The sequence below is a fragment of the Escherichia sp. WS1450 genome (assembly GCF_046487395.1).
GTDB lineage: Bacteria > Pseudomonadota > Gammaproteobacteria > Enterobacterales > Enterobacteriaceae > Escherichia > Escherichia coli.
This window is the reverse complement of the sequence record NZ_JBJQJO010000033.1, coordinates 1-24,672: the sequence shown is the minus strand read 5'-3', so window position 1 is coordinate 24,672 and position 24,672 is coordinate 1. Positions and strand designations below refer to the sequence as shown.

Below are 24,672 nucleotides of genomic sequence, written 5' to 3'. Positions count from 1 at the left end.
GAGTCATTTTTACTCGTTTATCATGCCAGATTACCCGTCATATCAGCGTTTCATCGTTGGCACGGAAGATGCAATACCCGAAGTAAGACAACCACTGGAGGATTAACCATGAAACGGAACACGAAAATTGCCCTGGTAATGATGGCGCTTTCAGCAATGGCGATGGGATCGACATCTGCATTTGCTCACGGCGGACACGGTATGTGGCAGCAAAATGCCGCGCCTTTGACCAGCGAACAACAGACAGCGTGGCAGAAAATCCATAATGACTTTTACGCTCAAAGCAGCGCACTGCAACAGCAACTGGTGACGAAGCGTTATGAATACAATGCCCTGTTAGCCGCGAACCCACCGGATAGCAGCAAAATTAACGCGGTCGCCAAAGAGATGGAGAATTTGCGTCAGTCGTTAGATGAGTTACGGGTGAAACGGGATATTGCGATGGCTGAAACGGGTATTCCGCGCGGTACCGGAATGGGTTACGGCGGCTGCGGTGGTGGCGGTCATATGGGTATGGGCCACTGGTAAATCAGAACGTTTTCTCGTTGGGTTGCCAGCGACAGAAATCAGAGTTTGCCACTAACAGTAATTGCGAACCTTCGGGCGCTTCCAGCCATGCCACGCTGACATCAACAGAAGAGCGGCTCTGGCGGCGCTCGATATGCGCTATCGCCTGCGAATCTAAATCAGGTTTAATGGTTTGCCCTTCGCAGGTGGTCACAGTCTGCTCCATCGCATGCCAGCGCCCCTGGCGCAGCACGACTCTCCCCTGACGTAAGGCATCGCTAATCTGGCGGATCTGATCAGCACGATAACGGTATAAATCGATTTGGTCGTTAGAAAGCTGCTGCTTTTCCCCATCGGATTCACGTTGCATAAAGCTCAGATCGCCGCGATCGTCAAAACGCGCGCGAATGTTCACCGGCGGTTTGCTGTAAACATTGATATTGATGAGCGTAAGGTTATCGCCCTGCCAGCGATACTCTCGCGTCGTGGTATCGCCACTGCGCCACGGGCTAAACACGGCAAGCAGATGCACATTATCGCCGCTGTCTTTTCGCCAGATACGTACCGCGCCCTGGTCTTCAGCAAATCCACTGGCGGTAAAGGGAGGAAGTGAAGAGTTGTGGCTACAGGCAGTGAGAAACAGAGCGCCAGCCAGCATCAATGATCGACGCCAGAAAGACAAAAGGGGTGAAACCACCCCTTCGTTAAAACTGTTCACTGCCACGCAATCTTACTTAACTGCGTCTTTCAGTGCCTTGCCAGAAACAAATGCCGGTACGTTAGCTGCGGCAATTTTGATTTCTTTACCGGTCTGCGGGTTGCGGCCAGTACGCTCAGCGCGGTGGTTCACTTTGAAGGTACCGAAACCAACCAGTTGTACAGCATCGCCTTCTTTCAGAGACTCAGTAATTGCAGCCAGAGTGGACTCCAGAGCAGCTTTAGCCTGGGTTTTGGACAGTTCTGCTTTCTCTGCAATTACATCAATCAGTTGAGTCTTGTTCATAAGTTATCCTTACAATGTGTTTATCGCTTGCTAAGCATCGAGTGCGACGGAAATGCCAGAATAGCACTCTCCTGCATACACGCACCGATAGCCACTTTTTTTCGCCCCCCAAATGTAGACCAGACGGGGGGCGAAAGGGAAGACTCCAGGTACGACAAATCAGGCGTTAAATCACGTTTTCTGGTCTTATTGCTGAAAAATTATACCAATATTGCTCTCACCCGCCTCACGCAGGTCTGCCCTAAGGCCTTTTATCAGCTCGATATCGCGTTCTTCGCACTCAGCTAAAAGTCGGAATATTTCCCACTGAATGTCCCATTCTTGCTCTACAGCTGGGTTTTCTTTGAGCTCTTCATCGCTCATTTCGCGACCAGCCTGAGTCATTTCCAGCATCGCAACGGTCGTGATGGAGGTCTTACTCACTTCCACCGCGTGTTCGAGCGTTTCACCACTCAAACGCGAATGGACCAGTTCACTTAACGCCACGCATGCATCGATTGCCGGATAAACGCCGTACAGATCGAAATCGTCGGCTGAAGGAATCGCTTCTTCAAATTTCTCCAGTTGGCTGTCGAAATTTACTTTTGCGTCTTTGACGGTCAGCGTTTCCCAGATGAGATCGAGAATGCGGCGGTAAATCTGCCCATCACCAAAACCAGTTTGCTGACAGAATACGGCGTAATTGGGGTACATGCGTTCGCATAAGCAGGCCATAAAAGTGACGTGCTGCCAGCTTTCCAGGCGCTCCAGACGCAGATGAATTGGGTTTTGTAACATGTTGAGTTCTCAAATACGGAAATTATCCGCAGTTTACCTGAATTAGGGCTGATTTGCTGTATAGCGCACGAACGCCGGACGTTCCGAGGCCACCGCGTCCGCCCAGCGCGTTGGCTCCGGCAGACGATAGCCTTTCATGCAGCGTTGTACCCACGCCAGCGCGCTGTCCACGCTGACCCGATGACCGGTAGCGATAAACAACGGGTTACAGCGCGCTTTGCTGCGCCAGACCCATGCCAGCTGCTCGCCTTTATCCATCAGTGGGGCCAGCGCGCCCGGTTCGCTGGAGAGCGGTTCGAATTTACCGCAGAGCCGTTTTTTCGCTACGCCAATGGTCGGCACATCCACCAGCAAACCAAAATGGCTGGCGACGCCAAGACGGCGAGGATGCGAGATCCCGTGACCATCGACAAACACTAAATCCGGCTTTTGCGACAGCATCTCCCACGCTGCCAGCAGCGCAGGATATTCGCGGAACGAGAGAAAACCTGGAATGTAAGGCATGGTGGTGGCGATGCGGGCCACTTTATACTCCACCAGCTCAAGCGAGGGGTATTTCAGCAGCACCATCGCCGCTCGCGTCACTTCTCCGCCCTGCTCAAATCCGACATCGGCTCCGGCGATCAGATCCGGCGGATCTTTATCGAGTCGATCCTCGCGGATCACAGAAGAAGCCAGTTCAATTTGTTGAGCGCGTAATGACGCGAGATCCATAATCGCTCCTTAGCGGTGATATTGTTCAGACAAGCGATGCACTGCCTCCACAAATACGCCAGCATGTTCTGGCGGCACATCCTGATGAATGCCGTGACCAAGGTTAAAGACATGACCTTCGCCGTGACCGAAACCTGCAAGTATAGTCGCTACTTCTTCTTCAATGCGGGCTGGCGGCGCGTACAGCATCGACGGATCCATATTACCCTGCAACGCGACTTTATTGCCCACGCGGCGGCGTGCATCGGCGATATCCGTTGTCCAGTCGAGGCCCAGCGCATCGCAACCGGTTTCTGCCATGGCTTCCAGCCACTGTCCGCCGCCTTTGGTAAACAGCGTGACCGGTACGCGGCGACCGTCGTTTTCACGCAGTAAACCATCAACAATTTTATGCATGTAATAAAGCGAGAACTGTTGATAATCGCGCCCGGTAAGCACGCCGCCCCAGGTGTCGAAAATCATCACTGCCTGAGCACCGGCTTTAATCTGCGCATTCAGATACAAAGTGACGCTTTTCGCCAGTTTATCGAGTAGCGCGTGCAGCGCCTGTGGATCGGCATACATCATTTTTTTGATCACGGTGAACGCTTTGCTGCTGCCGCCTTCCACCATATAGGTCGCCAGCGTCCACGGGCTGCCGGAAAAACCAATCAGCGGCACTTCGCCTTTCAGTTCGCGACGAATGGTACGCACCGCGTTCATCACGTAACCCAGCTCATCTTCCGGGTCCGGAATTGGCAGTTTATCGACGTCGGCTTTGCAGGTGACTGGCGAGGTAAAACGCGGACCTTCTCCGGCTTCAAAATAGAGCCCTAACCCCATCGCGTCCGGCACGGTGAGGATATCGGAAAAGAGGATCGCCGCATCCAGCGGATAGCGACGCAGCGGTTGCAAAGTCACTTCGCACGCCAGCTCGGCGTTTTTGCACAGCGACATAAAATCGCCCGCCTGGGCGCGCGTGGCTTTATATTCCGGTAGATAGCGACCCGCCTGGCGCATCATCCATACTGGAGTGACATCAACGGGCTGGCGCAGCAGCGCCCGCAGATAACGATCGTTTTTAAGTTCGGTCATTTTGGCTGTTCCTTAGTGCGTCAGGCGGTCAGTGTATCATCACTCATACTCTGCCCGACACATCGCCACCGTATCTTCTATCAGACGGCGCGCTACGGTGCCGGGCGGCGGGAGTAACGGCAAATCGTCATAGCGATACCAGTTCGCCTCGAGCAATTCTTTCGGGTCGATCACGATGTCGCCGCTGTCATATTCCGCCATAAACGCGGTCATTAAAGACTGAGGAAACGGCCACGGCTGGGAAGTCACATAACGCAAGTTTTTAACTTTAATTCCGCTCTCTTCCATCACTTCCCGCGCGACCGCCTGCTCGAGGGTTTCGCCCACTTCGACGAATCCGGCAAGTACCGTATGGACACCGTTACGATGGCGGGTATGCTGGGCGAGGAGGATCGAATCATCGCGACGGATGGCAACAATAATGCAGGGGGCGATTTGCGGATAGTAACGCTCACGGCAATGGCTGCACAGCATCGCCCATTCGGTTTTGCTTGGATACATTTCATGCCCGCAGTAACCACAGTATTTATGCGATCGGTAAAACTCCGCCAGTTGCACGCCACGTCCGGCCAGTTGAAACAGCCCAACATCGAGATCAATGACCTGACGTACCGACCCCATATCGTGACGCCGCTGCTGTTGTATTAACCAAACAGGTTCCCCCTGCCATTCGCCGATTTGTAGTGCGCGCTGACCCACAAGATCGAAATTTGCCGCTTCGCCATATGGCAATTCTCCCTTCGGCAACCATAATTTTTGTTCATGGCTGACGACCCACCAGCCGTGATCTAATTTTTCAATTATACGATCCATAGCTCTTGCACTACCTTTGCATCACTGGCATGTTTAACATGGTTTTTACATTTCTCACTGAGCAGTTTTTGAATACAAACTTGCGGAGTCAATCATGCTTAACCAGCTCGATAACCTGACGGAGCGCGTCAGAGGAAGTAACAAACTGGTTGATCGCTGGCTACATGTACGTAAGCATCTGCTCGTGGCTTACTACAATCTGGTTGGCATTAAGCCTGGCAAAGAATCGTACATGAGGCTAAACGAAAAAGCCCTTGATGATTTTTGTCAGAGCCTGGTCGATTACTTGTCTGCCGGACATTTCAGTATTTATGAGCGCATTCTTCATAAGCTGGAAGGCAACGGGCAACTCGCGCGCGCCGCGAAGATTTGGCCGCAACTCGAAGCCAATACCCAACAGATTATGGATTACTACGATTCCAGCCTGGAAACCGCCATCGATCATGATAATTACCTTGAGTTTCAACAGGTTTTATCTGACATCGGCGAGGCGCTGGAAGCACGCTTTGTGCTGGAAGATAAGTTGATTCTGCTGGTACTTGACGCCGCCCGCGTCAAACATCCTGCTTGAGTTCTGCGCTGTTAACGCGTAATTTACATTCAACGCCCCGTTTGTGGGGCTAATTTCTTGTCGGAGTGCCTTAACTGGCTGAGACCGTTTATTCGGGATCCGCGGAACCTGATCAGGCTAATACCTGCGAAGGGAACAAGAGTTAATCTGCTATCGCATCGCCTTTGCGGCGATCGTCTCTTGCTTCATCCGTCGTCTGACAAGCCACGTCCTTAACTTTTTGGAATGAGCTATGTCTGCAACAAAACTGACCCGCCGCGAACAACGCGCCCAGGCCCAACATTTTATCGACACCCTAGAAGGCACCGCCTTTCCCAACTCAAAACGCATTTATATCACTGGCACACAACCCGGCGTGCGCGTGCCGATGCGTGAGATCCAGCTTAGCCCGACGCTAATTGGCGGTAGCAAAGAACAGCCGCAGTTTGAAGAAAACGAAGCGATTCCGGTCTACGACACCTCCGGCCCGTATGGTGATCCACAGATCGCCATTAACGTGCAGCAAGGACTGGCAAAACTACGCCAGCCGTGGATCGATGCGCGCGGCGATACCGAAGAACTTACCGTGCGCAGTTCCGATTACACTAAAGCGCGGCTGGCAGATGATGGCCTCGACGAGCTGCGTTTTAGCGGCGTACTAACACCAAAACGCGCCAAAGCAGGACGCCGCGTCACCCAACTGCACTACGCCCGCCAGGGCATCATCACACCGGAAATGGAATTCATCGCCATCCGCGAGAATATGGGCCGCGAGCGCATACGTAGCGAAGTTTTACGCCACCAGCATCCGGGAATGAGCTTTGGCGCACGTCTGCCGGAAAATATCACTGCGGAATTTGTCCGTGATGAAGTTGCTGCCGGACGCGCGATTATCCCGGCCAACATTAATCATCCGGAATCGGAGCCGATGATTATTGGTCGCAATTTCCTGGTAAAAGTTAACGCCAATATCGGCAACTCGGCGGTCACCTCTTCCATCGAAGAAGAAGTGGAAAAGCTGGTATGGTCCACGCGCTGGGGAGCGGATACGGTGATGGATCTCTCCACCGGTCGCTATATTCACGAAACCCGCGAGTGGATTTTGCGTAACAGCCCGGTGCCGATCGGTACAGTGCCGATCTACCAGGCGCTGGAGAAGGTTAACGGGATCGCCGAAGATCTTACCTGGGAAGCGTTCCGCGACACGCTGCTGGAACAGGCCGAGCAAGGTGTGGATTACTTCACTATCCATGCGGGCGTACTGCTGCGCTATGTGCCGATGACCACGAAACGCCTGACTGGTATCGTCTCTCGCGGCGGTTCGATTATGGCGAAATGGTGCCTCTCCCATCATCAGGAAAATTTCCTCTATCAACACTTCCGCGAAATTTGTGAAATCTGTGCCGCTTATGACGTTTCGCTGTCGCTGGGCGACGGTCTGCGCCCCGGTTCTGTTCAGGACGCCAACGATGAAGCGCAATTTGCCGAGCTGCATACGCTGGGTGAACTGACCAAAATCGCCTGGGAATATGACGTACAGGTGATGATTGAAGGCCCAGGCCACGTGCCGATGCAGATGATCCGCCGCAATATGACCGAGGAGTTAGAGCACTGCCACGAAGCGCCGTTTTACACTCTGGGGCCGCTAACTACCGATATCGCGCCGGGTTATGACCACTTCACGTCGGGGATTGGTGCGGCGATGATTGGCTGGTTTGGCTGCGCGATGCTCTGTTACGTAACGCCAAAAGAGCATCTGGGTCTGCCTAATAAAGAAGATGTTAAGCAGGGGCTTATCACCTATAAGATTGCCGCGCACGCCGCTGACCTGGCGAAAGGGCATCCGGGCGCGCAAATTCGCGATAACGCCATGTCGAAAGCCCGCTTCGAATTTCGCTGGGAAGACCAGTTTAATCTGGCCCTCGACCCGTTTACTGCCCGCGCTTATCACGATGAAACCCTGCCGCAAGAGTCCGGTAAAGTCGCCCATTTTTGCTCCATGTGTGGGCCGAAATTCTGCTCGATGAAAATCAGCCAGGAAGTGCGTGATTACGCCGCCGCGCAAACCATTGAAGTGGGAATGGCGGATATGTCGGAGAACTTCCGCGCCAGAGGCGGAGAAATCTACCTGCGTAAGGAGGAAGCGTGATGTATCAGCCTGATTTTCCTCCTGTACCTTTTCGTTTAGGACTGTACCCGGTGGTGGACAGCGCACAGTGGATCGAACGTCTGTTGGATGCAGGCGTGCGTACTCTCCAGCTACGCATCAAAGATCGGCGCGATGAAGAGGTGGAAGCCGATGTCGTGGCGGCAATTACGCTGGGCCGCCGCTATAACGCGCGATTGTTTATCAACGATTACTGGCGGCTGGCGATCAAGCATCAGGCGTATGGCGTCCATCTGGGGCAGGAAGATTTGCAAGCCACCGATCTCAGCGCCATCCGCGCGGCAGGTCTGCGACTGGGCGTTTCGACCCATGACGATATGGAGATCGACGTCGCGCTGGCAGCACGCCCCTCTTATATCGCGCTGGGACATGTGTTCCCGACGCAAACCAAACAGATGCCTTCTGCACCGCAGGGGCTGGAACAGCTGGCACGGCATGTTGAGCGCCTGGCGGATTATCCCACCGTGGCGATTGGCGGTATCAGTCTGGCGCGCGCGCCTGCGGTAATGGCGACGGGTGTCGGCAGTATCGCCGTTGTCAGCGCCATTACTCAAGCCGCAGACTGGCGTTTGGCAACGGCACAGTTGCTGGAAATTGCAGGAGTTGGCGATGAATGACCGTGACTTTATGCGTTATAGCCGCCAAATCCTGCTCGACGATATCGCTCTTGACGGGCAGCAAAAACTGCTCGACAGCCAGGTGCTGATTATTGGTCTTGGCGGGCTGGGTACACCTGCTGCGCTATACCTGGCGGGCGCTGGCGTCGGGACGCTGGTACTGGCAGATGACGACGATGTGCATTTAAGCAATCTGCAACGACAAATCCTCTTTACCACTGAAGATATCGATCGCCCGAAATCGCAGGTCAGCCATCAGCGACTGACACAGTTGAATCCCGATATTCAACTGACAGCATTACAACAACGGTTAACGGGTGAGGCGTTAAAAGATGCGGTAGCACGGGCCGATGTGGTGCTCGACTGTACCGACAATATGGCGACTCGTCAGGAGATTAATACCGCCTGCGTGGCACTCAACACGCCGCTTATCACCGCCAGCGCGGTCGGATTTGGCGGTCAGTTGATGGTACTGACGCCGCCCTGGGAGCAGGGGTGTTACCGCTGCCTGTGGCCAGATACCCAGGATCCAGAACGCAACTGCCGCACGGCGGGCGTGGTTGGCCCGGTGGTCGGGGTTATGGGCACTTTGCAGGCACTGGAAGCCATTAAGTTGTTAAGCGGTATAGAGACGCCTGCGGGAGAACTCCGACTGTTCGACGGTAAGTCTAGCCAGTGGCGCAGCCTGGCGCTGCGCCGCGCTACAGGTTGCCCGGTATGCGGAGGAAGCAATGCAGATCCTGTTTAACGATCAACCGATGCAGTGCGCCGCCGGGCAAACGGTTCACGAACTACTGGAGCAACTCGACCAACGACAAGCGGGCGCGGCTCTGGCGATTAATCAGCAAATCGTCCCGCGTGAGCAGTGGGCGCAACATATCGTGCAGGATGGCGACCAGATCCTGCTTTTTCAGGTTATTGCAGGGGGTTGAGATGTTACGTATTGCGGACAAAACGTTTGATTCACATCTGTTTACCGGCACCGGGAAATTCGCCTCATCACAACTGATGGTGGAGTCTATTCGCGCTTCCGGCAGCCAACTGGTGACGCTGGCGATGAAACGTGTCGACTTGCGCCAGCACAACGACGCTATCCTCGAACCGCTTATCGCGGCGGGTGTGACCCTGCTACCGAATACATCCGGGGCGAAAACAGCGGAAGAAGCCATTTTCGCCGCCCATCTGGCACGTGAAGCATTAGGCACAAACTGGCTAAAATTAGAGATTCACCCTGACGCCCGCTGGCTGTTGCCCGATCCCATCGAAACCCTGAAAGCCGCCGAAACGCTGGTACAACAGGGATTTGTCGTGCTGCCTTACTGCGGGGCCGATCCGGTATTGTGTAAACGTCTGGAAGAAGTCGGCTGTGCAGCGGTGATGCCGCTCGGCGCGCCGATTGGCTCGAATCAGGGACTGGAAACCCGTGCCATGCTGGAGATTATTATCCAGCAAGCCACGGTTCCGGTGGTTGTCGACGCTGGCATCGGCGTTCCCAGCCATGCCGCGCAGGCGCTGGAAATGGGGGCCGACGCGGTGTTAGTGAATACGGCGATTGCCATCGCGGACGATCCCGTCAACATGGCGAAGGCATTTCGTCTGGCAGTAGAAGCAGGCCTGCTGGCACGTCAGTCCGGACCGGGCAGCCGCAGTCATTTTGCTCATGCCACCAGCCCGCTGACCGGATTTCTGGAGGCATCGGCATGAAAACCTTCAGCGATCGCTGGCGACAACTGGACTGGGACGACATCCGCCTGCGTATCAACAGCAAAACGGCTGCTGACGTAGAGCGGGCGCTAAATGCCTCGCAACTCACCCGCGACGATATGATGGCGCTGTTATCGCCAGCCGCCAGTGGCTATCTGGAACCACTGGCCCAACGGGCGCAGCGTCTGACCCGTCAACGATTTGGCAACACTGTTAGCTTCTACGTCCCGCTTTATCTTTCCAATCTTTGCGCTAACGACTGCACGTACTGCGGATTCTCTATGAGCAACCGCATCAAGCGCAAAACGCTGGATGAAGCGGATATTGCCAGGGAAAGCGCCGCTATACGGGAGATGGGCTTTGAACATCTGCTTTTAGTCACTGGTGAACATCAGGCGAAAGTGGGGATGGATTACTTTCGTCGTCATCTCCCTGCCCTGCGTGAACAGTTCTCTTCACTACAGATGGAAGTACAGCCGCTGGCGGAGACGGAATACGCCGAGTTAAAGCAACTTGGTCTGGATGGCGTGATGGTTTATCAGGAGACATATCACGAGGCGACTTATGCCCGCCACCATCTGAAAGGCAAAAAACAGGACTTCTTCTGGCGGCTGGAAACGCCGGATCGGCTGGGCCGTGCGGGGATTGATAAGATAGGCCTCGGCGCGCTAATTGGCCTTTCCGACAGCTGGCGCGTTGACTGCTATATGGTTGCAGAACATTTGCTATGGCTGCAACAGCATTACTGGCAAAGCCGCTACTCTGTCTCCTTCCCACGCCTGCGTCCATGTACTGGCGGCATTGAGCCTGCGTCGATTATGGATGAACGCCAGTTAGTGCAAACCATCTGCGCCTTCCGGCTGCTTGCACCGGAGATTGAACTGTCACTCTCCACGCGGGAATCACCGTGGTTTCGCGATCGCGTGATTCCGCTGGCAATTAATAACGTCAGCGCTTTCTCGAAAACGCAGCCAGGTGGCTATGCCGACAATCACCCCGAGCTGGAACAGTTCTCACCACACGACGATCGCAGACCGGAAGCGGTTGCTGCCGCGTTAACCGCTCAGGGTTTGCAGCCGGTATGGAAAGACTGGGACAGCTATCTGGGACGCGCCTCGCAAAGGCCATGAGACGGAATGTAAGAACGTAAATTTATTCCGAGCCGCTACGGAAGATGAAAAACGCAAGGTTGTTGAAAGCGTTGTGTTTTTTTATGGTAGTGCCGTCAGCAGGAATGTTGTCCAGGGCGAAAAGCTTCTTCCTCGTTTCGCCCTGCCTTTCTTAAAAATTCCGTAATGCAAAGTCTGAAGCCATCGCCTGTTGAGCAATGAAAGAGATCTGATTGTAAGAGAGTAAATACTCAACTATGATAGAGACGAAAATAAGAACACATGTTCTCATCTTCCAGGATGCAGCAGACTGAAGAAATTCAGACATCCCGCAACCTGCGATTATCGCAAGGTCAAGGCAAAGTCCGGTAATGGCGTTCTGAATACCAGAGATAATTCTCTGGCGAAACCCACCTTAAGGTGGGTTTTGTTATTTTGAGGGCTGAGGAAGCTGCTTATTTCTCAATAAGTTGTAGGCAATGGTGAAAAATTTCACTGATTTACCTTTCTGTTTTTCAGAAATGGGATAAGCGCTAGTTACATGCAAACGAAGTTTTTTCTTTTCCCTGAAAGCCCTGAACGCAACAAAGTAAAATGCCTTGTCTCTTCCGTTTAAATCCACTTCAATCACGGCATAGCTACCATACCCAGCATGAATAACGTTGCTTTCTGGCAGCGCCAAAATGATTCTTTTTAAGTGTATGCGCGCTAAGTTATAACGGTGCTGGCAGAAGGGACGAGATTCTTTAGGCGCGTGGTACATTAACGATTGTTTTTCTTCGTTAGTCTGATGTTCATAATCTTTTGTGAAGCAGTGAAGAGAGTAGGTAACCCAGAAGCGATACTCTAAAGGCTCTTTGCCCTCATGATGCTGAACGTAGACAGCCTGATGAGCATCAAGAAATGATAAATCACGAATATCACCATCCGGATGTCCAAAAGGTCGCCACTTCTCCACTTCCTGTTTCATTATCGTTCCTTAAGAAAGTCACACAGGAATAGTATCGAATTCTTGCCGAGCTTGACTCAATTAGTTCAGTCAGTTTCAGGATATTAGTCATCTCTACATTGATTATGAGTATCCAGAAATTCATTAAATATTCTGACAAATGCTCTTTCCCTAAACTACCCCCATAAAAAAAACCCGCCGAAGCGGGTTTTTACGTTATTTGCGGATTAACGATTACTCGTTATCAGAACCGCCCAGACCTGCGTTCAGCAGTTCTGCCAGGCTGGCAGATGCGTCTTCTGCAGTCACCTGCGGTGCAGCCGGAGCTTCACCCGCAGCACGGCGACGCATACGATCCTGGTGATACGCGTAACCGGTACCAGCCGGGATCAGACGACCCACGATAACGTTCTCTTTCAGGCCGCGCAGTTCGTCGCGTTTGCCCGCAACGGCTGCTTCGGTCAGCACGCGAGTGGTCTCCTGGAACGATGCCGCGGAGATGAAGGACTCGGTTGCCAGAGACGCTTTGGTGATACCCAGCAGATCGCGGGAGTAAGTTGCACCCACTTTGCCGTTCGCTTCCAGTTCGCGGTTTGCGATCTTGACGCGAGAGTATTCAACCTGTTCGCCTTCCAGGAAGTCGGAGCTGCCCGCGTTAACGATGGTAGCTTTACGCAGCATCTGACGAACGATAACTTCGATGTGTTTATCGTTAATCTTAACGCCCTGCAGACGGTATACGTCCTGTACTTCGTTAACGATGTAACGAGTAACAGCATGAACACCACGCAGACGCAGAATGTCGTGCGGCGCTTCCGGACCGTCGGAAATTACGTCACCACGTTCTACACGTTCACCTTCGAACACGTTGAGCTGACGCCATTTCGGAATCATCTCTTCGTACGGATCGCTACCATCTACCGGGGTGATAACCAGACGACGTTTACCTTTGGTTTCTTTACCGAAGGAAACGATACCGCTGATTTCAGCCAGGATTGCCGGCTCTTTCGGACGACGTGCTTCGAACAGGTCCGCAACGCGCGGCAGACCACCGGTGATGTCCTTGGTACCGCCGGATTCCTGCGGAATACGCGCCAGGGTGTCACCAGAGCTGATCTGTACGCCATCTTCCAGCTGAACAATCGCTTTACCCGGCAGGAAGTACTGCGCTGGCATATCGGTACCCGGGATCAGAACGTCGTTACCCTGAGCATCAACGATTTTCAGTGCCGGACGCAGATCTTTACCACCTGCGGTACGTTCTGCGGAATCCAGAACCACCAGCGAAGACAGACCGGTCAATTCGTCGGTCTGACGCGTAATGGTCTGACCGTCGATCATGTCAGTAAAGCGTACAAAACCGCTTACTTCGGTGATAACCGGCATGGTGTGCGGGTCCCAGTTTGCAACGGTTTCGCCGCCAGCAACCTGTTCGCCATCGCCTTTCGCCAGTACCGCACCGTAAGGTACTTTGTAGCTTTCTTTGGTACGACCGAATTCGTCGATCAGTTTCAGTTCGGTGTTACGGGAAGTGATAACCAGTTTACCGCTGGAGTTCACAACCGACTTCACGTTGCTGAGCTTGATGCTACCTTTGTTTTTCACCTGGATGCTGGATTCAGCAGCCGCACGAGATGCCGCACCACCGATGTGGAACGTACGCATGGTCAGCTGTGTACCCGGTTCACCGATGGACTGTGCCGCGATAACACCGATTGCTTCACCTTTGTTGATGATGTGGCCACGCGCCAGGTCACGACCGTAGCAGTGCGCACATACACCAAAGTCGGTGTCACAAGATACAACAGAACGTACTTTAACCGCGTCGACAGAGTTCTCTTCCAGCAGGTCACACCACTGTTCGTGCAGCAGCGTGTTGCGCGGAACGAGGATATCAGCAGTACCCGGCTTCAGAACGTCTTCAGCAGTTACACGACCCAGTACGCGATCGCGCAGCGGCTCTTTAACGTCACCACCTTCGATAACCGGAGTCATCATGATACCTTCATGAGTACCACAATCGTCTTCGGTAACCACCAGGTCCTGCGCCACGTCAACCAGACGACGAGTCAGGTAACCGGAGTTCGCAGTTTTCAGTGCGGTATCCGCCAGACCTTTACGAGCACCGTGGGTGGAGATGAAGTACTGGAGTACGTTCAGACCTTCACGGAAGTTCGCGGTGATTGGCGTTTCGATGATGGAGCCATCCGGCTTCGCCATCAGACCACGCATACCAGCGAGCTGACGAATCTGTGCCGCAGAACCACGCGCACCGGAGTCGGCCATCATGTAGATGCTGTTGAAGGAAACCTGCTTCTCTTCCTGACCGTCACGGTTAATCACGGTTTCAGTTTGCAGGTTATCCATCATCGCTTTGGATACACGATCGTTCGCCGCAGCCCAGATATCGATAACTTTGTTGTAGCGTTCGCCCGCAGTTACCAGACCAGACTGGAACTGCTCCTGAATTTCAGCAACTTCTGCTTCTGCCTCGGAGATGATTTCGTGTTTCTTCTCCGGGATGACCATGTCATCGATACCAACAGATGCACCAGAACGCGCTGCATAGGCGAAGCCGGTGTACATGATCTGGTCCGCAAAAATAACGGTCGGTTTCAGACCGAGAATGCGGTAGCAGGTGTTCAGCATTTTGGAGATTGCTTTTTTACCCAGCGCCTGGTTGACGATGGAGTAAGGCAGACCTTTCGGTACAATCATCCACAGAATGGCACGGCCAACAGTCGTGTCTTTCAGGCTGGTTTTCGCTACTAATTCACCGTTAGCATCTTTTTCATACTCGGTGATACGCACTTTAACGCGCGCATGCAGAGAAGCCAGACCAGAGCGATACAGACGTTCTGCTTCTTTCGGGCCAGTCAGCACCATGCCTTCGCCTTTGGCGTTAACACAGTCACGGGTCATGTAGTACAGACCCAGTACAACGTCCTGAGACGGAACGATGATTGGTTCGCCGTTCGCCGGGGAAAGGATGTTGTTGGTAGACATCATCAGCGCACGCGCTTCCAGCTGGGCTTCCAGCGTCAGCGGTACGTGAACTGCCATCTGGTCACCATCGAAGTCGGCGTTATATGCCGCACAAACCAGCGGGTGCAGCTGGATAGCTTTACCTTCGATCAGTACCGGTTCAAATGCCTGGATACCCAGGCGGTGCAGAGTCGGTGCACGGTTCAGCAGTACCGGGTGTTCGCGGATAACTTCGTCCAGGATATCCCAAACGACAGCTTCTTCGCGCTCAACCATTTTCTTCGCAGCTTTAATGGTGGTAGCAAGACCACGCAGTTCCAGCTTGCCGTAGATGAACGGTTTGAACAGCTCCAGCGCCATTTTCTTCGGCAGACCGCACTGATGCAGACGCAGGTATGGACCTACGGTGATTACAGAACGACCGGAGTAGTCAACACGCTTACCGAGCAGGTTCTGACGGAAACGACCCTGTTTACCTTTGATCATGTCGGCCAAAGATTTCAGAGGACGTTTGTTAGAACCGGTGATCGCACGACCGCGACGACCGTTATCCAACAGGGCGTCAACCGCTTCCTGCAGCATACGTTTTTCGTTACGTACGATGATGTCCGGCGCAGCCAGATCCAGCAGACGCTTCAGACGGTTGTTACGGTTAATGACGCGACGATACAGATCGTTCAGGTCAGAAGTCGCGAAACGACCACCATCCAGCGGAACCAGCGGACGCAGATCTGGCGGCAGTACCGGCAGAACGGTCAGGATCATCCACTCTGGTTTGTTACCAGACTGAACGAACGCTTCCAGCAGTTTGATACGCTTGGTCAGCTTTTTACGCTTGGTTTCGGAGTTGGTTTCGTTCAGCTCTTCACGCAGCTGTTCACACTCTTGCTCCAGATCCATGCTCTTCAGCAGGGCCTGGATTGCTTCCGCACCCATCTTCGCGTCGAATTCGTCACCGAACTCTTCCAGCGCGTCCAGATACTGCTCTTCAGTCAGGATCTGCTGACGCTCCAGGTTGGTCATACCGCCTTCAATAACCACATAGGATTCAAAGTACAGTACGCGTTCGATATCGCGCAGCGGCATATCGAGCAGCAGGCCGATACGGGACGGCAGCGATTTCAGGAACCAGATGTGCGCAGTCGGGGAAGCCAGTTCGATGTGGCCCATACGCTCACGGCGTACTTTAGTCTGGGTCACTTCAACGCCGCACTTCTCACAGATGACGCCACGGTGTTTCAGGCGCTTGTACTTACCGCACAGGCACTCGTAATCTTTTACCGGCCCAAAGATACGGGCGCAGAAAAGGCCGTCACGTTCTGGTTTGAACGTACGGTAGTTGATGGTTTCCGGCTTTTTAACTTCACCGAAAGACCATGAACGGATCATGTCTGGCGAAGCCAGAGCAATTTTGATCGCATCAAACTCTTCGGTTTTAGTCTGCGCTTTCAGAAACTTTAATAAATCTTTCACGGATTTGCTCCCGTCGGAGTTAGCACAATCCGCTGCCGGGTTTTACCCCGACAGCAGTGACCTGTTTGAGCGAGAATTACTCGTCTTCCAGTTCGATGTTGATACCCAGCGAACGAATCTCTTTCAACAATACGTTGAAGGATTCTGGCATGCCCGGCTCCATCTGATGGTTGCCGTCCACGATGTTTTTATACATCTTAGTACGACCGTTCACGTCATCAGACTTAACGGTGAGCATTTCCTGCAGGGTGTATGCTGCGCCGTATGCTTCCAGCGCCCACACTTCCATCTCCCCGAAACGCTGACCACCGAACTGTGCCTTACCACCCAGCGGCTGCTGAGTAACCAGGCTGTAAGAACCGGTGGAACGCGCGTGCATCTTGTCGTCGACCAGGTGGTTCAGTTTCAGCATGTACATGTAACCAACGGTTACCGGACGTTCGAACTGTTCACCAGTGCGACCGTCGTACAGGCGGATCTGACCAGAAGTCGGCAGGTCGCCAAGTTTCAGCAGCTCTTTAATTTCTGCTTCTTTCGCACCGTCGAACACCGGCGTTGCGATTGGCATACCTTTGCGCAGGTTTTCAGCCAGACGCATAACTTCTTCATCGCTGAAGGTACTCAGGTCAACTTTCTGACGAACGTCAGCGCCCAGATCGTAAGCACGCTGGATGAATTCGCGCAGTTTCGCGACTTCTTGCTGCTGTTTCAGCATGGCGTTGATCTTGTCGCCGATACCTTTCGCAGCCATACCCAGGTGGGTTTCGAGGATCTGACCGATGTTCATACGAGACGGTACGCCCAGCGGGTTCAGTACGATGTCTACCGGCGTACCGTTTTCATCGTAAGGCATATCTTCGATCGGGTTGATCTTAGAAATTACACCCTTGTTACCGTGACGACCTGCCATCTTGTCACCAGGCTGGATACGGCGTTTAACCGCCAGATATACCTTAACAATCTTCAGCACGCCCGGTGCCAGATCGTCGCCCTGGGTGATTTTGCGGCGTTTCGCTTCGAGTTTCTTCTCGAACTCGTGTTTCAGTTCGTCATACTGCTCAGCCAGCTGTTCCAGCTGATTTTGTTTCTCTTCGTCGGTCAGGCCCAGCTCCAGCCAGCGATCGCGCGGTAGTTTGTCGAGCTTCTCAGCTTCAACGCCACCGGCTACCAGCACAGCACGGATACGGCTGAACAGACCCGCTTCGAGGATCTGCAGTTCTTCAGACAGGTCTTTCTTCGCCTGTTTGAGCTGCATTTCTTCGATTTCCAGCGCACGTTTGTCTTTTTCTACGCCATCGCGAGTAAAGACCTGAACGTCGATAACCGTACCGGATACACCGTTTGGTACGCGCAGAGAAGAGTCTTTAACGTCAGACGCTTTCTCACCGAAGATCGCACGCAGCAATTTTTCTTCTGGGGTCAGCTGAGTTTCACCTTTTGGCGTAACCTTACCAACCAGAATGTCGCCACCGGTCACTTCCGCACCAATGTAAACGATACCGGATTCATCCAGTTTGGAGAGCGCAGCTTCACCCACGTTCGGGATGTCAGCGGTGATCTCTTCTGGCCCCAGCTTGGTGTCACGGGACACACACGCCAGTTCCTGAATGTGGATGGTGGTGAAACGGTCTTCCTGAACAACACGCTCGGATACGAGGATGGAGTCTTCGAAGTTGTAACCATTCCACGGCATGAACGCTACGCGCATGTTCTGACCAAGCGCCAGTTCACCGAGGTCGGTGGACGGACCGTCTGCCAGCACGTCGCCACGTTCAACCGGTTCACCCAGAGACACACACGGCATCTGGTTGATACAGGTGTTCTGGTTAGAACGGGTGTATTTGGTCAGGTTGTAGATGTCGATACCTGCTTCACCCGGATACATCTCGTCTTCGTTAACTTTGATAACGATACGGGAAGCATCCACGTACTGAACGACACCACCACGTTTAGCAACCGCAGTTACACCGGAGTCAACGGCAACAGCACGTTCCATACCAGTACCAACCAGCGGCTTATCAGCACGCAGAGTCGGAACGGCCTGACGTTGCATGTTCGCACCCATCAATGCACGGTTGGCGTCATCGTGTTCAAGGAACGGGATCAGGGACGCACCGACGGATACCACCTGCTGGGTGGATACGTCCATGTAGTCAACCTGGTCGCGGCTGAACAAGCTGGATTCGCCTTTGCTACGGCAAGTTACCAGGTCTTCTACGAAGTGGCCTTCTTCATCCAGGTTGGAGTTCGCCTGGGCGATAACGTAGTTGCCTTCTTCGATAGCAGACAGGTAGTGAATTTCGTCAGTTACAACACCGTCGGTCACTTTACGATACGGAGTCTCAAGGAAGCCGTATTCGTTAGTCTGTGCGTACACGGACAGAGAGTTGATCAGACCGATGTTCGGACCTTCAGGGGTTTCGATTGGACATACGCGACCGTAGTGAGTCGGGTGTACGTCTCGAACTTCGAAGCCTGCACGTTCACGGGTCAGACCGCCTGGGCCGAGTGCGGAGATACGACGTTTGTGCGTAATCTCAGACAGCGGGTTGTTCTGGTCCATAAACTGAGACAGCTGGCTGGAACCGAAGAACTCTTTCACTGCTGCGGAAATCGGCTTGGCGTTGATCATATCCTGAGGCATCAGGGTATCCAGATCGCCCAGAGACAGACGCTCTTTCACCGCACGCTCTACACGTACCAGGCCAACACGGAACTGGTTTTCCGCCATTTCACCAACGGAACGGATACGACGGTTGCCGAGGTGGTCGATATCATCGACTTCGCCTTTACCGTTACGGATATCGATGAGCTTTTTCATAACATCAATGATGTCGTCTTTGCTCAGGATACCGGAACCTTCGATTTCTTCGCGCAGCAGAGAACGGTTGAACTTCATACGACCAACCGCAGACAAGTCATAACGGTCTTCGGAGAAGAACAGGTTCTCGAACAGGCTTTCAGCTGCTTCACGAGTCGGCGGCTCGCCAGGACGCATCATGCGGTAGATTTCTACCAGTGCGCTCAGACGGTCGTTAGTTGGGTCGACACGTAAGGTTTCAGAGATATATGGGCCGTGATCCAGATCGTTGGTGAACAGCGTTTCGATACGCTTGTGACCAGACTGGCTCAGCTTAGCCAGCAGATCCAGGCTCAGCTCCATGTTCGCAGCACAGATCAGCTCGCCGGTAGACTCATCAATATAGTCTTTAGCAACCACTTTACCTGCGATGTACTCAACCGGGACTTCGATCAGTTTGACGTCGTCTTTTTCCAGCTGGCGAATGTGGCGCGCAGTGATACGGCGGCCTTTTTCTACGTACACTTTACCGTTAGCTTCGATGTCGAAAGATGCGGTTTCACCACGCAGGCGTTCCGGCACCAGTTCCATCTGCAGCTTGTTATCACGGATTTCAAAGATAACTTTTTCAAAGAACAGGTCGAGGATCTGCTCTGTGGTGTAGTTCAGGGCACGCAGAATGATGGTCGCAGGCAGTTTACGGCGACGGTCAATACGTACGAACAGGTTGTCCTTCGGATCGAATTCGAAGTCCAGCCAGGAACCACGGTAAGGGATGATACGCGCGTTATACAGCACTTTACCCGAAGAGTGGGTTTTACCTTTGTCGGAGTCAAAGAAGACGCCCGGACTACGGTGCAGCTGGGAAACGATAACACGCTCAGTACCGTTGATAACAAAGGTACCGTTGTCTGTCATGAGCGGAATTTCGCCCATGTAGACTTCTTGTTCTTTAATGTCTTTTACGGTGCCTTCCGGCGCTTCGCGCTCATAGATCACCAGACGCAGTTTAACGCGCAGCGGTGCGGAATAGGTCACGCCACGGATTTGACATTCCTGGACGTCAAACACCGGTTCGCCAAGGCGGTAGCTGACGTATTGCAGCTCGGAATTACCGCTGTAGCTCTGAATCGGGAATACGGAACGGAAAGCAGCTTCCAGACCATACTGCCCTTCAGGATCTTGCTCGATAAATTTCTGAAACGAGTCAAGCTGGATAGAAAGGAGATAAGGTACATCCAGAACTTGTGGACGTTTACCAAAATCCTTACGAATACGTTTTTTCTCGGTATAGGAGTAAACCATAGGGTTCCTCAGCTCGCTGACAAGTCGACCCATCTGTCCATTGAGCGGACAGTTTGTGCAACACTATTTTGTTGACCGGAAAATGGAACACTTTCCGCAATGCCTGTTGCTATCACGCTTAAACCATTTCATTGCGATTTACACAGAACGGACGTCCTGTCGCAGTATATTAAGTCGTCGATAGAAACAAGCATTGAAAGGCACAGCAGTAGTCAAACAGTGTGAAACGCTACTGGCGCCTTACAGCGCAAAAAGGCTGGTGACTAAAAAGTCACCAGCCATCAGCCTGATTTCTCAGGCTGCAACCGGAAGGGTTGGCTTATTTAACTTCAACTTCAGCGCCAGCTTCTTCCAGAGCTTTTTTCAGTGCTTCTGCGTCGTCTTTGCTCACGCCTTCTTTCAGAGCAGCCGGTGCAGATTCTACCAGGTCTTTAGCTTCTTTCAGACCCAGGCCAGTTGCGCCACGTACTGCTTTGATAACAGCAACTTTGTTAGCGCCAGCAGCTTTCAGAATTACGTCGAATTCAGTTTTTTCTTCAGCAGCTTCAACCGGGCCAGCAGCTACAGCTACAGCAGCAGCAGCGGAAACACCGAATTTTTCTTCCATTGCAGAGATCAGTTCTACAACGTCCATTACAGACATAGCTGCAACTGCTTCAATGATTTGATCTTTAGTGATAGACATTTAAATTGTTCCTGAATATCAGAATAAGTTTATACGTAAGCGAATGCGTTAAAAAGATAACTGCGATTAAGCAGCTTCTTTCGCATCGCGTACAGCAGCCAGAGTACGAACCAGTTTGCCAGCCGAAGCTTCTTTCATGGTTGCCATCAGGCGTGCAATTGCTTCTTCGTAGGTCGGCAGAGTTGCCAGGCGGTCGATCTGAGACGCCGGGATCAGCTCACCTTCAAAGGCAGCGGCTTTGACCTCAAATTTTGCATTCGCTTTCGCGAACTCTTTGAACAGACGAGCAGCAGCGCCCGGGTGTTCCATAGAGTATGCAATCAGGGTCGGACCAACAAACGCGTCTTTCAGGCACTCGAACGGAGTACCTTCAACAGCACGGCGCAGCAGGGTGTTACGAACAACACGCATGTATACGCCAGCTTCGCGACCTGCTTTACGCAGTTCAGTCATTTTATCTACAGTTACGCCACGGGAATCCGCAACTACTGCAGACAGCGCGCCTTTGGCTACTTCGCTGACTTCAGCAACAATCGCTTGTTTGTCTTGAAGATTTAAAGCCATTAGCTTTGCTCCTGGATGTTTGCCAGAGAAAATCTCTGGAACTCACTTCACTCCTCCAAACGGAGAGAGCGTCTTAATTACGGTGAGCAGAAACAAGCCAGAATATAAAAGAATAATCTTAGCGTTCTGTCACCGTCTACGCAGGGGATTAAGTTTCTTGCGAAACTCCTGCGGTCTTCGACGGAGGCCTGGATAGGCCAGGCTCCAACGAACAAATCTTTTTAGCTGCTAACTTTCGTTAGCATACGTGGGGGTAAGATTGTAGACAAAATCACCGCCCACGTAAAGGCATTAGTTTACAGAAGCGCTCAGGCCAGCCTGGTCAACTGCAACACCTGCACCCATGGTGGTGGAGATGCTAACTTTCTTGATGTACACGCCTTTCGCCTGAGTCGGTTTTGCTTTTTTCAGCGCAACCAGCAGAGCTTCCAGGTTTTCTTTCAGTTTGTCAGCGTCAAAGTCCACTTTACCGATGGTGGTGTGGATGATGCCGTTTTTGTCGTTACGGTAACGAACCTGGCCAGCTTTAGCGTTTTTAACCGCTTCAGCAACGTTCGGCGTTACAGTACCCACTTTCGGGTTTGGCATCAGGCCGCGCGGCCCCAGAACCTGGCCCAGCTGGCCAACAACGCGCATTGCGTCCGGAGAAGCAATAACAACGTCAAAGTTCATTTCGCCTTTCTTGATCTGGTCAGCCAGATCTTCCATACCTACCAGTTCAGCACCTGCAGCTTTAGCAGCTTCAGCGTTTGCACCCTGGGTAAATACAGCTACGCGAACGGAACGGCCAGTACCGTGCGGCAGTACAGTTGCACCACGTACGTTCTGGTCAGATTTACGAGCGTCGATGCCGAGGTTAACAGCTACGTCCACGCTTTCTACGAATTTAGCAGTCGCCAGCTCTTTCAGCAGAGCGATAGCTTCGTTGATGTCGTACTGTTTGGTTGCATCAACTTTCTCGCGGATAACACGCATGCGCTTGGTCAGTTTAGCCATTTCTTAGTCCTCCACTACCAGGCCCATGGAACGTGCAGTACCTTCGATGGAGCGAGTCATCGCTTCAATGTCGGCACCAGTCATGTCGGCAGCTTTGGTCTGCGCGATTTCCTGCAGCTGAGCGCGGGAAATTTTACCCACTTTGTCTTTGTTCGGCTTACCGGAACCAGACTTGATACCAGCCGCTTTTTTCAGCAGAACTGCTGCCGGCGGAGTCTTGGTAACGAAAGTGAAAGAACGGTCAGCGTAAACGGTGATTACTACCGGAATCGGCAGACCTTTTTCGATGGAATCAGTTTTTGCGTTGAACGCTTTGCAGAATTCCATGATGTTTACGCCCTGCTGACCCAGAGCCGGACCTACTGGCGGACTCGGGTTAGCCATACCAGCTGCAACCTGCAGCTTGACATAGGCTTGTACTTTCTTAGCCATTATAAATTCCTCAAGTTGGGTAATAACGCCTCTGAGAGGCTCCCCGTGATATAAAAAATAGTTTTACGGGCAAGGCCCATAAAAACAAAAGGCGCGAAATTGTATTCCAATCTCGCGCCTTGTGCAACGATTAAATCGCCGCTTTTTTGATCGCTGGGTTAGGCTTTTTCAACCTGGCTGAAGTCCAGCTCTACTGGGGTCGCACGACCGAAGATAGAAACAGACACTTTCAGACGAGATTTCTCGTAATCCACTTCTTCAACAACACCGTTGAAGTCAGCGAACGGACCATCATTAACACGGACCATTTCACCCGGTTCAAACAACGTTTTCGGACGCGGCTTATCACCAACCTGCTGCAGGCGGTTCATAATCGCATCGACTTCTTTATCGCTGATTGGCGCAGGACGATCGGAAGTACCGCCGATGAAGCCCATCACACGCGGTACGCTGCGCACCAGGTGCCAGCTCGCGTCGTTCATCACCATCTGAACGAGGACGTAGCCAGGGAAGAATTTACGTTCGCTTTTGCGACGCTGACCGCCACGGATTTCAACCACTTCTTCGGTTGGTACCATGACTTCACCAAACAAATCTTCCATGTTGTGTAATTTGATATGCTCACGTAGCGACGTTGCTACGCGGCCTTCAAAACCGGAAAACGCCTGAACGACGTACCAGCGCTTTTTAGGAGCTTCAGACATCTCAGAACCTCAGGCCAGTGATAAAGGATACCAGGCGAACCAGAATACCATCCAGTCCCCACAGGATCAGTGACATTACTGCGGTAACCGCAGCCACAATCAGCGTGGTGTGCAATGTTTCCTGGCGAGTCGGCCAAATGACCTTACGGACTTCGGTACGCGCTTCACGGGCAAAAGCAACGGTAGCTTTACCTTTTGTCGTTAACAGCGCGACACCACCCGCTGCAGCAATCAGAATTACTACGGCCAGCGCACGCAGCGGCAGCATAATGTCGCGATAAAGGTAGTTGCCGACAATCGCCACCAGGAGCAATGCCACCACAACGACCCACTTCATCGCTTCCAGGCCGCGCCCGCTTCCTTGAGCTTCGGTATTCGCACTCATAAACCAACCTGTCAGAAGTATTCTACAAACATTTTCACCCCGCGATCGCGAGGCAAACCAAATCGAAACGCGTATTAGCTTTTCGGATTATACGCCCTCAACAGAGCCTGTCTCAGCAATGATTATGACAAAGAAAATCACTGATGAGCCAGGTTCTGGTACGAAAGCGTGCAAAAAGGGCATCAAATGATGCCCTTTTAGTGCGCATTGCGTCAAATGTTATCGGCAATTAGCTCAGAACTTTTGCTACAACGCCCGCGCCAACGGTACGGCCGCCTTCACGGATTGCGAAACGCAGACCGTCGTCCATCGCGATCGGGTGGATCAGGGTAACAACCATTTTGATGTTGTCGCCCGGC

General features: G+C 52.7%; 23 protein-coding genes, 1 pseudogene and 1 riboswitch. Of the genes and pseudogenes, 8 read left to right on the top strand and 16 right to left on the bottom strand.

Annotation, left to right across the window (positions count from 1 at the left end; all coding sequences use genetic code 11):
- The first annotated feature begins 108 nt into the window (after positions 1-108).
- Complete coding sequence (gene zraP / locus ACJHYR_RS24550; RefSeq protein ID WP_001306871.1) at positions 109-528, top strand: zinc resistance sensor/chaperone ZraP; 420 nt, start codon at positions 109-111, stop codon at positions 526-528.
- 1 nt (position 529) lies between these two features.
- Here the strand turns inward: zraP and ACJHYR_RS24545 are convergent, their stop codons facing one another.
- From ACJHYR_RS24545 to nudC, 6 genes are all read right to left on the bottom strand, one after another.
- Positions 530-1,225, bottom strand: coding sequence for a DUF1481 domain-containing protein (locus ACJHYR_RS24545; RefSeq protein ID WP_001300651.1), 696 nt, complete (start codon positions 1,223-1,225; stop codon positions 530-532).
- 12 nt (positions 1,226-1,237) lie between these two features.
- Positions 1,238-1,510, bottom strand: a complete 273-nt coding sequence (hupA, locus tag ACJHYR_RS24540; RefSeq protein WP_001044513.1) for a nucleoid-associated protein HU-alpha — start codon at positions 1,508-1,510, stop codon at positions 1,238-1,240.
- A 186-nt stretch (positions 1,511-1,696) separates the two neighbouring features.
- Positions 1,697-2,287: a YjaG family protein gene (locus ACJHYR_RS24535; RefSeq protein WP_000941119.1), complete on the bottom strand. Its 591-nt coding sequence runs from the start codon at positions 2,285-2,287 to the stop codon at positions 1,697-1,699.
- A 42-nt stretch (positions 2,288-2,329) separates the two neighbouring features.
- Positions 2,330-3,001: a deoxyribonuclease V gene (gene nfi / locus ACJHYR_RS24530; RefSeq protein ID WP_000362388.1), complete on the bottom strand. Its 672-nt coding sequence runs from the start codon at positions 2,999-3,001 to the stop codon at positions 2,330-2,332.
- A gap of 9 nt (positions 3,002-3,010) precedes the next feature.
- Positions 3,011-4,075 (bottom strand): uroporphyrinogen decarboxylase, encoded by a 1,065-nt coding sequence (gene hemE, locus ACJHYR_RS24525; RefSeq protein WP_000137657.1) that lies wholly within the window; start codon positions 4,073-4,075, stop codon positions 3,011-3,013.
- Positions 4,076-4,114: 39 nt separating this feature from the next.
- Positions 4,115-4,888 carry an NAD(+) diphosphatase gene (gene nudC / locus ACJHYR_RS24520; RefSeq protein ID WP_000373929.1) on the bottom strand — a complete coding sequence of 258 codons (774 nt, stop codon included), beginning with the start codon at positions 4,886-4,888 and terminating at the stop codon, positions 4,115-4,117.
- 94 nt (positions 4,889-4,982) lie between these two features.
- On the opposite strand from nudC, the gene rsd reads away from it, so the two are divergent.
- From rsd to thiH, 7 genes are all read left to right on the top strand, one after another.
- The gene (rsd, locus tag ACJHYR_RS24515) at positions 4,983-5,459 is read left to right on the top strand and encodes a sigma D regulator (RefSeq protein ID WP_000934302.1); all 477 of its coding nucleotides are present in this window, start codon (positions 4,983-4,985) and stop codon (positions 5,457-5,459) included.
- Positions 5,460-5,510: 51 nt separating this feature from the next.
- A riboswitch (TPP riboswitch) is annotated at positions 5,511-5,611 on the top strand.
- Positions 5,612-5,691: 80 nt separating this feature from the next.
- Positions 5,692-7,587, top strand: a complete 1,896-nt coding sequence (thiC, locus tag ACJHYR_RS24510) for a phosphomethylpyrimidine synthase ThiC (RefSeq protein ID WP_072837578.1) — start codon at positions 5,692-5,694, stop codon at positions 7,585-7,587.
- Positions 7,587-8,222 (top strand): thiamine phosphate synthase, encoded by a 636-nt coding sequence (gene thiE, locus ACJHYR_RS24505; RefSeq protein ID WP_000284589.1) that lies wholly within the window; start codon positions 7,587-7,589, stop codon positions 8,220-8,222. Before thiC ends, thiE begins: the two co-directional genes overlap by 1 nt.
- The gene (thiF, locus tag ACJHYR_RS24500; RefSeq protein ID WP_000999730.1) at positions 8,215-8,970 is read left to right on the top strand and encodes a thiazole biosynthesis adenylyltransferase ThiF; all 756 of its coding nucleotides are present in this window, start codon (positions 8,215-8,217) and stop codon (positions 8,968-8,970) included. Before thiE ends, thiF begins: the two co-directional genes overlap by 8 nt.
- The gene (gene thiS, locus ACJHYR_RS24495; protein WP_001166230.1) at positions 8,954-9,154 is read left to right on the top strand and encodes a sulfur carrier protein ThiS; all 201 of its coding nucleotides are present in this window, start codon (positions 8,954-8,956) and stop codon (positions 9,152-9,154) included. Before thiF ends, thiS begins: the two co-directional genes overlap by 17 nt.
- A gap of 1 nt (position 9,155) precedes the next feature.
- Positions 9,156-9,926, top strand: a complete 771-nt coding sequence (gene thiG, locus ACJHYR_RS24490; RefSeq protein WP_000944114.1) for a thiazole synthase — start codon at positions 9,156-9,158, stop codon at positions 9,924-9,926.
- A complete protein-coding gene (gene thiH / locus ACJHYR_RS24485) occupies positions 9,923-11,056 on the top strand; it encodes a 2-iminoacetate synthase ThiH (RefSeq protein ID WP_000847474.1) in 1,134 nt (377 codons plus the stop codon). The genes thiG and thiH overlap by 4 nt, the downstream gene beginning before the upstream one ends.
- A 409-nt stretch (positions 11,057-11,465) precedes the next feature.
- Here thiH and ACJHYR_RS24480 read toward each other — a convergent pair whose 3' ends face one another.
- The 10 genes and pseudogenes from ACJHYR_RS24480 to tuf all read right to left on the bottom strand — a co-directional run.
- A complete protein-coding gene (locus ACJHYR_RS24480; protein ID WP_001309899.1) occupies positions 11,466-12,005 on the bottom strand; it encodes a heat-shock protein C in 540 nt (179 codons plus the stop codon).
- Positions 12,006-12,218: 213 nt separating this feature from the next.
- On the bottom strand, positions 12,219-16,442 hold the full coding sequence (gene rpoC, locus ACJHYR_RS24475) for a DNA-directed RNA polymerase subunit beta' (RefSeq protein ID WP_000653944.1): 4,224 nt from the start codon (positions 16,440-16,442) through the stop codon (positions 12,219-12,221).
- Positions 16,443-16,518: 76 nt separating this feature from the next.
- Positions 16,519-20,547, bottom strand: a complete 4,029-nt coding sequence (gene rpoB / locus ACJHYR_RS24470) for a DNA-directed RNA polymerase subunit beta (protein ID WP_000263098.1) — start codon at positions 20,545-20,547, stop codon at positions 16,519-16,521.
- Between the two features lie 319 nt (positions 20,548-20,866).
- Positions 20,867-21,232 carry a 50S ribosomal protein L7/L12 gene (gene rplL, locus ACJHYR_RS24465; protein WP_000028878.1) on the bottom strand — a complete coding sequence of 122 codons (366 nt, stop codon included), beginning with the start codon at positions 21,230-21,232 and terminating at the stop codon, positions 20,867-20,869.
- Positions 21,233-21,298: 66 nt separating this feature from the next.
- On the bottom strand, positions 21,299-21,796 hold the full coding sequence (gene rplJ / locus ACJHYR_RS24460) for a 50S ribosomal protein L10 (RefSeq protein WP_001207201.1): 498 nt from the start codon (positions 21,794-21,796) through the stop codon (positions 21,299-21,301).
- 291 nt (positions 21,797-22,087) lie between these two features.
- Positions 22,088-22,792 carry a 50S ribosomal protein L1 gene (gene rplA / locus ACJHYR_RS24455; protein ID WP_001096684.1) on the bottom strand — a complete coding sequence of 235 codons (705 nt, stop codon included), beginning with the start codon at positions 22,790-22,792 and terminating at the stop codon, positions 22,088-22,090.
- A 3-nt stretch (positions 22,793-22,795) separates the two neighbouring features.
- Positions 22,796-23,224: a 50S ribosomal protein L11 gene (rplK, locus tag ACJHYR_RS24450; RefSeq protein ID WP_001085926.1), complete on the bottom strand. Its 429-nt coding sequence runs from the start codon at positions 23,222-23,224 to the stop codon at positions 22,796-22,798.
- 158 nt (positions 23,225-23,382) lie between these two features.
- Positions 23,383-23,928 (bottom strand): transcription termination/antitermination protein NusG, encoded by a 546-nt coding sequence (gene nusG, locus ACJHYR_RS24445; RefSeq protein ID WP_001287516.1) that lies wholly within the window; start codon positions 23,926-23,928, stop codon positions 23,383-23,385.
- A gap of 1 nt (position 23,929) precedes the next feature.
- Entirely contained in the window at positions 23,930-24,313 is a 384-nt protein-coding gene (gene secE / locus ACJHYR_RS24440; RefSeq protein ID WP_001275702.1) for a preprotein translocase subunit SecE, read from the bottom strand.
- 229 nt (positions 24,314-24,542) lie between these two features.
- Positions 24,543-24,672: pseudogene (gene tuf, locus ACJHYR_RS24435) on the bottom strand (elongation factor Tu); the annotation flags it as partial.